Source organism: Bifidobacterium merycicum DSM 6492 (assembly GCF_900129045.1).
In the GTDB taxonomy this organism is placed as follows: domain Bacteria; phylum Actinomycetota; class Actinomycetes; order Actinomycetales; family Bifidobacteriaceae; genus Bifidobacterium; species Bifidobacterium merycicum.
The window spans coordinates 100,817-115,640 of record NZ_FQTX01000006.1; the positions used below are offsets into that span (position 1 = coordinate 100,817).

A 14,824-nucleotide genomic window follows, 5' to 3' on the forward strand; every position below is an offset into this window, starting at 1 on the left:
CAGCATATAGACAAAGGAATAAATTTGTTGGAGCGTGATCAGTGGAACGCAGTGAACGGCATGCACCCGAACATAAGCAACATGCAACGGAATATGATCGAGGCATGGCGAAAGGGTTCGCACGTTCGCGTGGTATCGGAATCGCATTATGGGTCGTTATGGCGATTGTGCTTTTTGTCATGGCGCTTCGTGTCATGCCGGTTAGCTTCAGCAATGTGGAATGCGTCCCCCTCATCGTGGCATTGACACCGTGGTTCGTTATTCCTGCAGGCATCGTTGCGGGCATCGCGCTCGCTACTCGACGTCGGGTACTTGCCGTCATCGGCCTAGTGTGCATTGTGGCCCAGGTGTGCTGGCACTGGGGATATATCGTTCCTGCGGAGCGACTGTCGGACGAGGCCCGTCAGGCGGTTGAGCACAGCAAGGTCGATACCAGTGATCGTTATGCCAGGATTATGACACTCAACACCAAGAACGGTCTGGCGGATGCTGAACGGATTGTGCGTATCGTGCGCGATGAGCATGTGGAAGTGTTGGCATTGCAGGAGGTTACATCCCACTTGATGGACCATTTGAATGATGCTGGGTTGCCGTCCTTGCTGCCGTATGCGAATGTGGCGAAGAGATCATCGAATGACAATGGTGGCATAAATATGCTATGGAGCGCCGCACCCATGAGCAATGCGACGGACGGTCTTATTCCCATTGATGCGTCCAGTATCCCGGCATCCAGCATTGATTTCGGTGGGGTGACGGTCCGCTTCGGCTCGGTTCATTTGTCTTCGCCGCGTCCAAGCATTCAGGGGTTGTGGAATGGGGGGATGAACAGCATCTCCCAGCTGCGGAACGATAGTGGCAAGTATGTGCTGATGGGCGATTTCAACGCGGTTTGGGATCATGCGAGTTTCCGTTATCTGCTCGGTAACCGTTTCCTCGATGCGGGGGAGCGTGCGGGCAGTGGGTTCCATATGACCTACCCGGCGAATAAGAAATTGCTTGGGTTTATACCTGTTCCCACGTTTTCTGAAATCGATCACATTGTGCATGATCGCGGTGTGGTTGTAGGTGATCTTGAAGCGCGTAATATTGCCGGATCCGATCACAAAGCGTTGCTGGGAACGTTGGAGATCGAAGCGGCTAATTAGACGATTGCCGGAATTTCTTTCAGTTTTATCAGCGTTGGAAAACAACGAATTAGACAATCTTTTTTACCATGTATCATTAAATCCATATATCAGATAAGATGCGCCACGGCATTTGATAACGTACTCATTGCAGATTAAACTTTTTATTCGGTCTGTTCAACGATGTGCCGCCGGATAAAGGAAAAGATGGAAGAGAGCAACAAAGCGGAACTGGGGCAAGTGACCCAGCGTAGATTGACGAGTGTCGGCTATTGGCGATTTTCGGTCAATGCCGCGCTCACGCTGCTTGATATGGTGATGTTCTGCGTCGCCTCGGCCGTGGTGATCAACGTGCGGCATGAAATCGATATATATTCCTTCCGGTTCGGGTTCCCCATCAACCTGTATATATACCTGTCTGTTTGCGCTCTGATCTGGGCGTTCTGCATGCATACGGCCGGCATATACCACCGTCATGTGATGGGTGACGGATATCAGCTCAACGTATTGCTGACCAAAGGTGCTATGTTCGCCGCGGTGATGACATGCGCATTCAATTTCATCATGCGCATCACCATGTCGTTGGCGGCTATTGTGCTGTCGTTCGTATTCGGCCTGCTGCTCACCATGGTGGAGCGATTCATTATGCGGGCGGTCATTACGAACGGTCGACGGAAAGGGCGCTATTCCTATGCCACGGTGGTGGTGGGATCGCCCGACGGCATTGAGCACGCACTCGAATTCCTCGCGCAGAAACAACAGCTGAACTACCGCCCGGTGGCCATATGTCCGATTCGGCTGAATCCCGTCACCGGATTGGTTGAAGCCGACGATGATATCAGCGGATTGAGCAAGCGCGTCAAAAACGTTCTCGGCATGGGCGTTCCGATCATGACCTACAGCGACGATTTCGCCGAACACGCCGTCAGCCTGCACGCACAGACGGTGATGGTCACCGATGTGATGTACCGTTTCTCCGATAATTTCAACACTTTTGCGTTGGGCGTGGAATCCATGAATCTGGAAATCGCGCTCGTCACCTCCGCCGTCGACATCAGTGGCCATGAAACGCAGTTGCGTGTGATCCAAGGCACCACGGTGATGACGATCTGCCTGCCGCAGTATTCTCCGGCGGCCATGCTGCAGAAGCGCATATTCGATATCGTGGTATCGGCCATTGCGCTGGTGTTCATCGCGGTCATCACCGTTCCCGTGGCGACCGCCATCAAGCTCACCGACGGTGGCCCTGTCTTCTACAAGCAGACCCGTGTGGGCAGACGCGGCAAGACGTTCAAGATGATCAAATTCCGTTCCATGGTGGTGAACGCGGATGGTATGAAAGCGAAGCTTGCGCAGCAGACCGGGCAGGAGAACCGCTTCATCTTCAAAATGGAGAACGATCCCCGTATCACCAAGGTCGGTCGCTTCATCCGACGTTTTTCCATCGATGAGCTTCCGCAATTCTGGAATGTCTTCGTGGGAGACATGAGCTTGGTGGGCCCGCGCCCGCCGCTGCCCGAGGAAGCCGACCGCTATAATCAGCTGTATGCGACTCGAATGCTTGTTAAACCGGGAATCACCGGTCCCTGGCAGGTTTCCGGGCGTTCCAACCTGAGCAGGCAGGAATCCGAGAACCTGGATGTTGGCTACGTGCAGAGCTGGTCGCTGCTGGGCGACTGCGTGATTCTGCTACGTACCGTTGGAGCGGTGTTAAGCCACAAAGGAGCGTACTAGTCGTTATAGTTAAGGTGGGCCTGTACGTTGAACGTGTCTAAATAGTGTAGGTGCTGCATAATTTACGCGTCTGCCTACTAGGAAAGGAACAACAATGAGGGATTTTGATTCGTTGAGGATTGCGGTCGCCGGCACGGGTTACGTGGGTCTGTCGCTGGCGACGCTGTTGTCGCAGCACCATCATGTCACCGCGGTCGACATCATCCCGGAGAAGGTCGAGAAGATCAACAAGCGGATCAGCCCGATCCAGGACGAGTGCATCGAAAGGTACTTCGCGGAGAAGGAGCTGGACCTGACCGCCACGCTGGACGGGGAGAGCGCGTACGCGGACGCGGATTTCGTGATCATCGCGGCACCGACGAACTACGACAGCAAACGCACCTTTTTCGATACGTCCGCCGTCGAGGCCGTGATCGATCTGGTCATGAAGGTCAACCCGGACGCGATCATGGTGATCAAGTCCACCATCCCGGTCGGCTACACCAGGTCGATCCGCGAGAGGACCGGCTCCGGGAACATCATCTTCAGCCCGGAGTTCCTGCGCGAGAGCAAGGCCCTGTACGACAACCTGCATCCGAGCCGCATCATCGTGGGCACCGACCCGGATGATCCGCGTCTGGTCGAGGCGGCGCATACCTTCGCTGCGCTGCTGCAGGAGGGCGCCATCGAGGAGGACATCAGGACCCTGTTCATGGGGTTCACCGAGGCCGAGGCCGTCAAATTGTTCGCGAACACATACTTGGCGCTGCGCGTGAGCTACTTCAACGAGCTGGACACGTACGCGGAGTCGAAGGGGCTGAATACGCGCCAGATCATCGACGGCGTGTGCCTGGACCCGCGCATCGGCACGCACTACAACAACCCGAGCTTCGGCTACGGCGGTTACTGTCTGCCGAAGGACACGAAGCAGCTGCTCGCCAACTACCGGGATGTTCCGGAGAACCTGATTGAGGCGATCGTGGAGTCGAACCGCACGCGCAAGGACTTCATCGCGGACCAGGTGCTGGAGAAGGCCGGCGGGTACGGGTACGACGATAACAACGAATATGATGCGGCGGCCGAGCGTCAGGTTACGGTGGGCGTATACCGCCTGACGATGAAGAGCAATTCGGATAACTTCCGCCAGTCCGCCATTCAGGGCGTGATGAAGCGTGTGAAGGCGAAGGGCGCTAGTGTGATCGTGTACGAGCCGACTCTGGAGGATGGTTCCACGTTCTTCGGCTCGTTCGTGGTTAACGATCTGGACGAGTTCAAGAAGCGTTCTGACGTGATCGTGGCGAACCGTTACAACGCGGCCGATCTGGACGACGTGCAGGACAAGGTCTACACGCGCGACTTGTTCAAGCGCGACTGAGGTTCCTCCCTATGCGCTGCACGACATTGGTGACGGCCGCCCGGAGGACCTGCTCGGCTTCGTGACGATTCTGCAGGAAGAGCTGGTCCGTGTGGGTGTGCTCCCGGAGGATTACGATTTCGGGACCCGCATGGCTTGCCCCCATGCAACTGGGCGATGTTCCTGTCACCTATGCGGACACGAAGGTGCTGGAGGAGGATTTCGGATACCGTCCGTCCATCACATTGCGTGAGGGGCTGCGCAAATTCGCTGAGTGATACGAGTCCTTCTATATGCAGACGGTACGGGTGATCGTGTAGCTGATCCATGCATGATTTCCCGTTTGATTTGCGGGGATGATTGAATAATTAATATATCGTAAACAGTCAGTCGTAGATGGGAAAATATGGTGCAATTGCATGATGTGAGGGTTCTCCATATCACTAATAATTTGGGGTATGGAGGGGTTCAGAAAATCATCTATGAACTTTGCGATACCACTCGGCATAGTCTATCGAATGTATGCGTTGCTTCCTCCGGCGGCGTTTACGTTGATCGTCTTCGGAAAATCGGAATACAGCATTATCAGATTCCCGACGTGAGTAGCAAGAACCCAAAGGATATCATCTCGATAATCAGGATTCTTTCGAGAATCGTTCGTGAGCAGAACATTAATGTGATTCAATGTCATCATCGTATGGCGGTTCTTTTCGCGAAGATGCTTCATACGGATGCGCATATCATCTACGTCAATCACACTACATATTCGGATAAAAGGCTGCTCACCAGACTGATTCTCAGGAACGTGCCGGTCGTGGCCGTGGGAGAACAGGCAAAGAACAACGCCGAGAATTTCTTCCACGTGCCGGGAAATCGCATAGCGGTGATTCCCAATGCGATAGCTGAATATGATGGCGAATTCGTCCAAGTTCCTCAAATCGAAGAAGAACGAGGTAAAGGGAAATTCATCGTCACCAATGTCGGGCGCCTCCACCCGCAGAAGGGCATGCATTATTTTGTTGAGGCCGCAGCGAAATGCATTGATGATGGTCTGAGCATCGCCTTTTTCATAGTCGGCGATGGGCCGTTGCGCGGGGAACTTGAACGTCAGGTCGCAGACCTTGATCTTGCGGATCATGTTCATTTCATGGGCTTCCGTGAGGATGCGACAAATGTCATGTACCAGAGCGATGTGCTGGCCATGTCCTCCCTGTATGAGGGGCTTCCCCTGACTCCCATCGAAGCCTGTTCCGTAGGGAAAGCGGTCATTGCCCCGGATATCGAGGGTGTGCGCGAAGTCGTGCAGAATGGCATCAATGGAATTCTGTATGAACCGAAGAACCCGGATGCGTTGTTCAGTGCCATCAAAACCCTGTACAGGGATCGCGATCTTCTGAAAACCTACGGGGGTCAAGCGGAACTAGTGTTCAGGCGGAAATTCGGCATCCAGCCGTTCAAGGACGCCTACCTCAAGTATTACGAAGCGTTGTGAAGGGAACCTGATCATGGCAAAACATAAAGTATGTTTCGCATCTTCGTCCGGTGGACACTTTGAACAACTTCTGATGCTGAAACCGTTGATGGATGTATACGACAGCTTCATCGTCACGGAGAAAACCGATTACGACGTGGACATCGCCAAGCGCGTGTACTACCTGAAGCAGGTGAACAGGCATGAGCGGAATTTCCTTCCGCTGATGTTCGTCAATTTCCTCAAATCATGCCGGATAGTGTTCAGGGAAAAGCCTGACGTCATCATCACTACGGGTGTGCTTGCGATTATTCCGCTGTGTCTGGTGGTTAAGATTCGCGGCGGAAAGGTCGTATATATCGAGTCGTTCGCGAAGGTCAATAGCCCGACCTTGACGGGAAAGCTCATATACAAGTTTGCGGATCAATTCTATGTGCAGTGGGAGAGCATGAAAAAGTTCTATCCCAATGCGATATATCTGGGCGGAATCTATTAAGGCGGAACATGATTTTTGTAACTGTCGGATCTCAGAAATTTCAGTTCAACCGGTTGATACAAAAGGTTGATGATCTGGCCGCTTCCGGGGAGATAACCGATAAGGTTTTCTTCCAGATCGGTGTTAGCGATTACATGCCGAAGCATGGTGAATACAGCCGTTTCCTGGACCGGGACGAATTCTCCGAGATAAGTGGGAAATGCGATATTGTCATAACGCATGGCGGTACGGGTGCGATTATCGGCGCCGTGAAGCGGGGCAAGAAGGTCATCGCAGTTCCCCGTCTGGCGAGGTACAAGGAGCATGTGGATGACCATCAATTGCAGCTTTTGCACCAGTTCGACGAAATGGGTCTCATTCTCCCGTGTTATGACGTTGATGGCTTGGCAGAGGCCTTGAGACAGGTGAGGGGAATGACCTTTAACGCGTATGAGTCGAACACCGATACAATCGTTCGTTCCATCGAACGGTTCATTGATGGCGAATAGCCGCTGAACGTGTACTGAATGTCATCGAATCGTGAGGAAGTTTGGAGAGCTCTTTGAATAAGCAGCTGAGCATCATCATCCCGGCGTTCAATGCGGAAAAGAACCTGCGCAGGTGCTTGGATTGCCTCCTGTCGCAGGCCGATGGATCCTGCCAAGTCATCGTGGTTAACGATGGATCGCGTGATGGCACGGGGGATATCTGTGCGTCGTACGGCGGGAAAATCACCTATATCGATAAGCGGAACGGTGGTGTGAGTTCGGCGCGTAATGCGGGTTTGAAAGCGGCGTTGGGCGAATATGTCACCTTCGTCGACAGTGACGATTTCGTGAGTGATGATTTCGTCGCCCTGGCGCTGGGGGAGATGACGACGCATAAGGATGTCTACTTCTTCCTGCATCGGCAAGATGATGCGAAAACGCAAATCGAACCTGTTCCTTTCGGGAATGAGCCCGGCAAAGAGGACATCATCCGATACACGCTCTTCTCCAAGGAGAATCCGAATCCCAACATGAATTTCCGTTCCGTCTGGGGCAAGATGATTCGAAGGAGCCTGCTTGACGAACATTCGATTATCTTTCCGGAGGGTCTTGCGCTTGGGGAGGATATGGTCTTCATGCTGTACGTGTATTCGGCCATGAACACATACTCCTTCGTCAATAAGGTCGCCTACCACTATTTCTTCCTCAATCCGGATTCCGCCACTAATCGTAGCAAGCCCAATATGGAGGCGATTATCGAAGCGAATGATGCGGCTTTGTCGACATGGATGAGGGAAGAGAATAATACGGAATATGATTTATATTATTATTCCTACCGTTTGAATGATGTAATTCTGATGTTGAAATTCAGATGGATGTATATGTTGAAGCATGACGGAATCAAAAAAACGATTCATGCGATTTCAGATTTTCTGAATCGTCTTGATTTTGATATGCGATATGATGCGGTGCGGAATAGTGGGCTAATCGGTCATTGCCCGGCCGCCCAGCGCATAATATATTATGCGTTTAGGGAAAGGCTATACCCGGTTATATTCTGTATAGGCAAATTGAAATACTGATGATTTGCATTGAGGGTTGATGGCATCGCGGGGTGATGCGTGGATGGTAATGGAGTAATTGTGCTGACTTTCCTTGTGTATGGGGCCATAGTCGTCATCGGTCCGCTCCTGATGTACTTTTCGTTGTCGCTCCGTGACCTTGTCCTCAGCAGGTTCGGAATCGTCGGTGTCTCGGCTTTGCTGAGCATTCCGCTGATGTTGCGAGGCTTCACCGGAACCGATTCGCTCCAGTACTATACGTTGTACCAGTATGGTTCGTATCTTTGGGAACGTGAGAATTCGATCGAACGCGGGTATTCGTTTTTGATGGATGCCAGTCATGCGATGCGCCTGTCCGCGTACGGTTTCTTCTTTGTGATCGCGTTCCTGACTATATGCATGTTCATGATCACGTTGAATACGGTGAAGGGCTGCATAAATATTTATGCATCATGTTTCTATTTCATTACGTGTTTCTATTTCAATATGTTTAATATTTCAAGGCAGATGCTTGCGGTTTCTTTTGTTATATTCGGCCTTGTACTTTTATCAAAAGACAACATCATTCCGTCAATAATTTGTTTCGCAGTCGGAAGCTTGATGCATGTTTCGGCGGTTATCGCCTTCCTCAGCATTGCCATATATTATTTGCTGAAGAAATGCAATAACAAGGTCGTTGTCTCCGTAACATTGCTGATCGTATTGGTGTTCATCTTCAACAGGCGACTTCTTGCGGATCTTGCCGGCATGCTGTTCAATACTGTGTACTATTCAGGATATTTCGCTGCCGAAACCGTCACTACAAGGCGCATCATCAGCAAGATGATTATCAATGCGCCGCTTATCCTGCTACTGCTTTTGAATCTTAAACGGAAGCGCGATGTACGTTTCCTGTCTCTTGTCGCATTAGTGGGAATATTCCTAACCACTATGGGTGACGCGACGGGACGAATCGGTCTGAATTTCTCTGCCGTCGGCATCGTCGCATATGGAATGGCCTTGCAGGAGGATGTCGTGTTCAACGCAGGCAGAAGCTCAATCAGAAAAGAGCCGTTGACCGTGCTGTTCCTGTTGTATTGCTTCGCCATCTTCATGATGAACACCGTGTTTGGTCACTACGGTGAGGTGATTCCGTATATGCCGTTCTTCCCGCCGCAGCCCGCCTGAGTCTTTCGCTTGGCGGCGTGTTTCAAACGTGTGGGCGCTGCTCCCAATACCAATATCAGTTTGTTGAACCGGATGCGATGGAGGCATAGATGAGAAGCCAGAAGAAGGCTGGTGCATTGCTGGGATATGCCAATATTCTTGTAAAGAATTTGGTGAACCTGATTTATGTGCCGCTGCTCCTGCACTTTTTGGGGCAAGGTGACTATGGCGTGTTCCAGATGACGAACAGCGTCGTATTCGCGCTCTCACTCCTGTCTGCGGGCTTCTATGGCAGCTATGTGCGCTTCTACATGCGTGAGCGGGCGAAGGGCGGGGATGATTCCAGTCCGGGCATACGCAGGCTTAACGGCATGTTCCTGTCCGTCTATCTTGTTGTGGCTTTGCTGTGTCTGATCGGATGCGCCCTCATGGTGGTGAATGTACGCAGCCTGTTCTCCGGCGGTTTGACCGCCGATGAGGTTTCGCTCGCCCGAACACTGCTGATGATCATGGGCGTCAATATCGCGGTCACGATGGTGTCCACGCCATTCGATTCGTACATCGTGGCGCATGAGCGATTCGTGTTTCAACAATCCAGACAGCTGTTCACCGCACTGGCGCAGCCGTTCCTCGCATTCCTGCTTCTGTGGTGTGGTATGGGCGCTGTAGGCGTCGCCTGTGCGCAACTGTCGATTTCATCGGTCCTGCTCGTGATGAACATCGTGTTCGCCGTGCGCAAGCTGGCCATGCGGTTCACGCTTCGGGGCTTGGAATGGTCCTTGTTCAAAGCCGTGGCGGTATTCAGTTTCTGGATTTTCCTGAATCAGATCTTCGATTTGGTGAACAACAACGTGCCGAACTTCCTGTTGGGCGCGATGGCCAGTTCCGCCGCGGTGGCGGTGTTCTCGATAGCCGTGCAGATCAGGAACATCTTCTTCTCCATGTCGACCACCATGTCAAGTGTTTTCACGCCGCAGATCAACCGCATCGTCGCGGAATCCGACGATAATACTGTGCTCACCAAGCTCATGACGCGTGTGGGACGGTATCAGATGGTCATCTTCTGGTATCTGTTCGGCGGATTCGTCGTTTTGGGACGGTATTTCGTGCGTATCTGGGCCGGCGAGGCAAATGCTGACGCGTATTGGCTGTGCCTGATCATGGTATTGCCCCTCATGATTCCCCTCACGCAGAATACGGGCATCGAGATCCAGAGAGCGAAGAACAGGCATAAGGCCCGAAGCCTGATCTACATTCTCACTTCCGTGATCGATATCATCATCAGTGTCGTCTTCATCCCGATTTGCGGTTATTGGGCTACGGCCATCGGCTATATCGCGAGCATCACTCTGGGCACGGGACTGTTCATGAACTGGTATTACCAGACGCATGTCGGCATGGATATGTTCTATTTCTGGAAGCATATGCTGCCGACCCTCGGTCTCGCATTATGCGTGATTGGAGTCTGTCTGCTCGGCACCTGGTTTATGCCGGTGAACTCGGTGCTGATGTTTGTGGTCTGGGGCATTATTTATTCGGTGCTGTATTTGTCGGGAGCAATGAGGTTTTCCCTGACGAAGCAGGAACGAGCCAAGGTTGTCGGAAAAATAGGAGGGAAAGCGAAACGATGAGCGGAGCTAGCGATATCGAACAGGTGATACGATCCGCCGACGCCGATGCGGCTGACGGAACCGCGACCTACTGCGTCGGGTGTGGTTCCTGCGCGTATATCGATCCCGCGTTCAGGATCATCAGGAACATGGATGGCTGCTATCAGGCTTCCATGAACGGGAACGCCCAGAATATGGAAGCCGTTGCCAATGTATGCCCGTTTGCCGGTTCCGTGAATGAGGATGTGATCGGTGAAGATCTTTTCTCGAAGCAGGAGGGGGTGCATCACGACCAGTATCTCGGGTATTGGCTCAATGCTTACGTGGGATATGCATCCGCGGATGGATGGCGTTCTCGTGGCAGCTCCGGCGGCATGGTCAGCTGGCTTGCGGCGAAAATGCTTGAGGATGGCCTTGTGGATGCCGTGGTGCACGTCAAGGATGGCCCCGACCCCGAACATATGTATACGTATCAGGTTTCCCACAGCGTTGACGAGTTGAAAACCGGTGCGAAATCGAAGTATTATCCGATCGAAATGAGCGAAGCGCTCTCTTACGTACGTGAGCATGAGGGAAGATATCTGTTCATCGGCATTCCCTGCTTCGTGAAGGCGGTACGGCTACTGTGCCGTGAGGATGGCATTCTTAATGAGCGCATCAAATATTGCATCGGATTGGTATGCGGACATCTGAAATCGGATTTCTTCGCGAAAAGTGAGGCATGGGAGTCCGGTGTGCCGCTGGACGATATCGCCCGCGTCGATTTCCGCCACAAGACTCCCGGCAGTCCGGCATCCGATTACGCGGTCGAAGTACGCCGCTCCGGCGGGGGAGAACCCGTCATCAAGCGTACGGCGGAACTTTCCACCACGAACTGGGGGCTCGGCTACTTCAAATACAATGTATGCGACTATTGCGATGATGTGCTTGCGGAAACCGCGGATGTAACGTTCGGCGACGCTTGGATCCCGAAATATGTGAATGATGGTGAAGGCTGCAACGTCATCGTCGTGCGCAATAGGGATGTACAAGACCTGTTCGACCGACATCGTGACGAGCTCGTACTGCATGACTCCGATTCCGCTGAAGTATATCAATCCCAGGCTGGTGGTTTCCGTCATCGTCGTCAGGGGCTCGCCTACCGTCTGCACGTTCATGAACAGCGTGGGGAGTGGACCCCGACCAAGCGCGTCAAGCCGTCGTTGGAAGGCATCGGCGAACGGCGTCAGCAGATTTATGCGATGCGCACTGCACTCAAGAACGAAAGCTTCGTGGCGTTCCGTAAGGCCGTTGATGCGAATGATTTCAACGAGTTCAAGAAGACCATGAAACCGATTGAGCGAGCCTACACCCGTCTCAGCGTGCCGCTGAAGAAGAGGCTGGTGATTGGCTGCAAAAAGACGATGAAGCGTGTGCTGCCGTCCGGCTTGACAGGCAAGCTTAAGTCCATGCTATCGTACCATCAATAGTGAGCCTTATATCCATGCCGTGGATATGGCGATACGAATACGGAACGGCTGCGGCCGGGGATTGCGCTCGCGAATCCCCGGCCGCAGCCGCTTGAGTCAATGCCGGTGATTATTTACCGTTGGATGGCATTATCCAACCATTGCTTCGATGAATGTTGCAATTGGGCCAGTCGTTCGTTGATCTTCCGATGATCGTATGTGGGAATCTCCATCTCGTCACTCATGCTGGTCGTAAGATCGAATAGGTTGAACAGGGTCTGCATTCGGGAATTCATGTTGCTCACGCCGCTGCTGTTCCGGTTATAGACCTTGAAATCCTTGCCGAAGATGATGGAGAAGCAGCAGGCATGGTAGGAATCCGTGAAGACGTACTGTGCTTTGGAGAACAGCTCGACGAACTCACGGGGGCCAGCGGCGAATGTTTCCGGATCCGACTTGTCATTTATGCGGCGGACGCGAAGTCCGTGCTCCTCGGCGTAACGGTCTATTGTGCGCTTCTGCTCCGGGGATGGCGTTCCAAGGAAGTACGTCAGCACATAGCGGTCGTCATCACGCACGAAGCCCGGCATGATGCGCTTCCAACGTTCCGCGGAAACCATCAGGGTCGGATCCAGCACGACGGTCGCATGCTGTGCGGAATTCTGCTCGACGAGTTCCTTGGCGCGTTCCTCACGGACCGATATGGAGGGGATACGGTTCAGATACCGTTCGAATACGGGTTTTCTCTCATCCGCGATGCTGTCCAAGCCAATGCTCGCAGCATAGGTCAGCAATTGCTCGGGTGCGAAGTCGGAACCGAGCCGAAGCGCCAGATCCTTGTCGGACAGGCCGAATGTGTAATTCCATACCTGATCGGAACCGATAACCGCTTTCTTGACATGGATGTTCCGCCATGCTTGCAGACCGCGCGTGGTGGAGTCGACAAGCAGATTATCGGGCACATACTTGCGAGTGAACGACGAAAAACGGGAGTTCCGTATCGCCTTTACGTGGTTGCTCTTTCCCGACGCATATCGGATCGAATTCATGGTCAGTTGCTTGGCTTTTTTGAAGATATAACGCATGCGCCCGTGAATCTTGAAATTACCGACCTGCAGGTCGACCGTCGTAACCGGGCCGTATTCCTTAAGAACCTCTTGTAGGGCATAGTTCTGCAAACGGTTTCCGTAGTTGCCTAAATCGTTGATGGTGAGAATGCAAAGATAATCCCCGCGAGAGCGCATTGGGTCTCCTTCTGGCTAATCGTATGATTCCGATTATTGCATGGTACGGCGATAATCATAAGGGTTGTATGGTCGTTTCGGTATGAATTTCGTATGCCGATTATCACCTGTGATTATGGAATATGGAAAATAAATGATGATGAATAATTGACGATTATTATTCGTGTCAATTAAAGTCGCTTCTTTGCATGAAGAAGGTCCGTGCTGCTTATTGATAAACAACACGGACCTTCTTTTATCTGTGTTCAGCTAGAACCGCTGATGCGCGGCTGATCAGCTTACGGTCACCTTCACATCGGTATAGTTGGTGCCACGGGCCGACCAGACGCGGACGGTGGTGGAACCAGCGCCAATGGCGTGGATGGTGCCGTCGCCGTCGGCGAATGCCACCTTTTCGTCCCATGCGTCGAAGATAGCCAGCTTGAACGGGCTGCTGGAGGGGGTGACGGTGTAATTGAGTTTCACCGAGTCGCCCACCTTCATGGTCAGCGACTGCTGGTCCACTGCGATGGTCGGGATGGAATCGTAGCTGTAGGCATCAACCGTGACGGGCACGGAAGCGGTCTGATCCTGGTACTTCACGGTCACAACGCCGGTGGTGGCACGGGTGCCCCACACCTTGAAGGTGCGGCCGGGATTGTTGGTCGCGGTCAGATACGAACCGCTGACGGACCAGGTGATCTGGTTCGGGTTCGCATCGGCGGGCAGACCGCTCACCGTGAGCTGCATGGTTTCGGGAGCGACGCTGTGCGTGGGACCCACGATGGTCAGCGAGCTGGATGTTTCGGTCACGGTTACGGTGACCGTGGCGGTCTTGGAGCCCGCCTTCGCGGTGATGGTCGCGGTGCCGGCCTTCACGCCGGTGACCTTGCCATTCGCCACGGTCGCGACGGCCGTGTCGGACGAGGTCCAGGTCACGGTCTTGTACGTCGCGTTGGACGGGCCGACCGTCGCGGTCAGCTGGGCGGAAGCGCCCTTCTTCACGGACAGCTTGCCGTCGGTCGCGCCGGAGACCGTCACGGACGTGACGGGCACGATGTCGTCGCCGGTTACGGTGACGGTCACGGACGCGCTCTTGCCGCCCGCGGTAGCGGTGACCGTCGCGGTGCCGGCCTTCACGCCGGTGACCTTGCCGTCTGCCACGGTAGCGACCGCCGCGTCCGAGGACTTCCAGGCGACGGTCCTGTCGGTCGCGTTGGACGGGTTCACCGTCGCGGTCAGCTGGGCGGAAGCGCCCTTCTTCACGGACAGCTTGCCCGCGGCCACGCCGGTGCCGGAGATCGTCACGGACGTGACGGGCACGTCAGGGTCCTCCCCCGCTGAGCAGGTGGGAACGACGCCGGAGATGACCTGGCCGCTGGCAACGGCCATGCTCGAGCCGGACGCCCAGTACCCGCGCAGCGTGCCGTCCGCGGCCTTGCCGTTGCCGTCCCAGGACGTGCCGTTCGTGAACGAGGCCTTCACGGCCTTGCCCTTCGTGTCCGGGATCGTGAACCGGTACCAGCCGCCGCACACCTCCGTCATGGACGCGTTGCCCGACGTGGCCGGGTACGTGGCGACCTTGTAGTACACCCTCGCGCTCTTCCACACGGACGACGGCCTGTACCACACCGTCATCGGCTGGGCCGCGGCGCCCGCCACGGTCACGGTCACGGTGTCGGTCTTGGAGCCCGCCTTCGCGGTGATCGTC

Annotated in this window: 12 protein-coding genes; 10 read left to right on the forward strand and 2 right to left on the reverse strand. The window is 53.9% G+C overall.

Annotation, left to right across the window (positions count from 1 at the left end):
• Positions 1-104 precede the first annotated feature (104 nt).
• The 10 genes from BUB29_RS08550 (at position 105) to BUB29_RS08595 (ending at position 11,911) form a co-directional block, all read left to right on the forward strand.
• A complete protein-coding gene (locus BUB29_RS08550; protein WP_143155192.1) occupies positions 105-1,145 on the forward strand; it encodes an endonuclease/exonuclease/phosphatase family protein in 1,041 nt (346 codons plus the stop codon).
• 186 nt (positions 1,146-1,331) lie between these two features.
• Positions 1,332-2,858, forward strand: a complete 1,527-nt coding sequence (locus tag BUB29_RS08555) for a sugar transferase (RefSeq protein ID WP_033523305.1) — start codon at positions 1,332-1,334, stop codon at positions 2,856-2,858.
• A 112-nt stretch (positions 2,859-2,970) separates the two neighbouring features.
• Complete coding sequence (locus tag BUB29_RS08560; RefSeq protein WP_033523384.1) at positions 2,971-4,212, forward strand: nucleotide sugar dehydrogenase; 1,242 nt, start codon at positions 2,971-2,973, stop codon at positions 4,210-4,212.
• A gap of 385 nt (positions 4,213-4,597) precedes the next feature.
• A complete protein-coding gene (locus BUB29_RS08565) occupies positions 4,598-5,683 on the forward strand; it encodes a glycosyltransferase (RefSeq protein ID WP_073117629.1) in 1,086 nt (361 codons plus the stop codon).
• A gap of 13 nt (positions 5,684-5,696) precedes the next feature.
• Positions 5,697-6,158 (forward strand): PssD/Cps14F family polysaccharide biosynthesis glycosyltransferase, encoded by a 462-nt coding sequence (pssD, locus tag BUB29_RS08570; RefSeq protein WP_033523304.1) that lies wholly within the window; start codon positions 5,697-5,699, stop codon positions 6,156-6,158.
• An 8-nt stretch (positions 6,159-6,166) separates the two neighbouring features.
• Positions 6,167-6,646 carry a PssE/Cps14G family polysaccharide biosynthesis glycosyltransferase gene (gene pssE, locus BUB29_RS08575; protein ID WP_033523303.1) on the forward strand — a complete coding sequence of 160 codons (480 nt, stop codon included), beginning with the start codon at positions 6,167-6,169 and terminating at the stop codon, positions 6,644-6,646.
• 53 nt (positions 6,647-6,699) lie between these two features.
• A complete protein-coding gene (locus BUB29_RS08580; protein ID WP_159430618.1) occupies positions 6,700-7,707 on the forward strand; it encodes a glycosyltransferase family 2 protein in 1,008 nt (335 codons plus the stop codon).
• 60 nt (positions 7,708-7,767) lie between these two features.
• Complete coding sequence (locus BUB29_RS08585; protein ID WP_033523301.1) at positions 7,768-8,853, forward strand: EpsG family protein; 1,086 nt, start codon at positions 7,768-7,770, stop codon at positions 8,851-8,853.
• 89 nt (positions 8,854-8,942) lie between these two features.
• Positions 8,943-10,463: a lipopolysaccharide biosynthesis protein gene (locus BUB29_RS08590; RefSeq protein WP_033523300.1), complete on the forward strand. Its 1,521-nt coding sequence runs from the start codon at positions 8,943-8,945 to the stop codon at positions 10,461-10,463.
• On the forward strand, positions 10,460-11,911 hold the full coding sequence (locus BUB29_RS08595) for a Coenzyme F420 hydrogenase/dehydrogenase, beta subunit C-terminal domain (RefSeq protein ID WP_051915169.1): 1,452 nt from the start codon (positions 10,460-10,462) through the stop codon (positions 11,909-11,911). Before BUB29_RS08590 ends, BUB29_RS08595 begins: the two co-directional genes overlap by 4 nt.
• Positions 11,912-12,024: 113 nt before the next feature.
• Here the strand turns inward: BUB29_RS08595 and BUB29_RS08600 are convergent, their stop codons facing one another.
• Positions 12,025-13,134: a polysaccharide pyruvyl transferase family protein gene (locus BUB29_RS08600; protein WP_033523299.1), complete on the reverse strand. Its 1,110-nt coding sequence runs from the start codon at positions 13,132-13,134 to the stop codon at positions 12,025-12,027.
• Positions 13,135-13,407: 273 nt separating this feature from the next.
• Positions 13,408-14,824, reverse strand: a 1,417-nt coding sequence (locus tag BUB29_RS08605; RefSeq protein ID WP_143155194.1) for an Ig-like domain-containing protein, incomplete at its 5' end; no start/stop codon positions are given.

Excerpts from the sequence above, each read along its gene's own strand:
- BUB29_RS08595 (WP_051915169.1), top strand. The coding sequence starts at position 10,460 with ATGAGCGGAGCTAGCGATATCGAACAGGTGATACGATCCGCCGACGCC.
- BUB29_RS08550 (WP_143155192.1), top strand. The coding sequence starts at position 105 with ATGGCGAAAGGGTTCGCACGTTCGCGTGGTATCGGAATCGCATTATGG.
- BUB29_RS08590 (WP_033523300.1), top strand. The coding sequence starts at position 8,943 with ATGAGAAGCCAGAAGAAGGCTGGTGCATTGCTGGGATATGCCAATATT.
- pssD (WP_033523304.1), top strand. The coding sequence starts at position 5,697 with ATGGCAAAACATAAAGTATGTTTCGCATCTTCGTCCGGTGGACACTTT.
- BUB29_RS08600 (WP_033523299.1), bottom strand. The coding sequence starts at position 13,134 with ATGCGCTCTCGCGGGGATTATCTTTGCATTCTCACCATCAACGATTTA.
- BUB29_RS08565 (WP_073117629.1), top strand. The coding sequence starts at position 4,598 with ATGGTGCAATTGCATGATGTGAGGGTTCTCCATATCACTAATAATTTG.
- BUB29_RS08555 (WP_033523305.1), top strand. The coding sequence starts at position 1,332 with ATGGAAGAGAGCAACAAAGCGGAACTGGGGCAAGTGACCCAGCGTAGA.
- pssE (WP_033523303.1), top strand. The coding sequence starts at position 6,167 with ATGATTTTTGTAACTGTCGGATCTCAGAAATTTCAGTTCAACCGGTTG.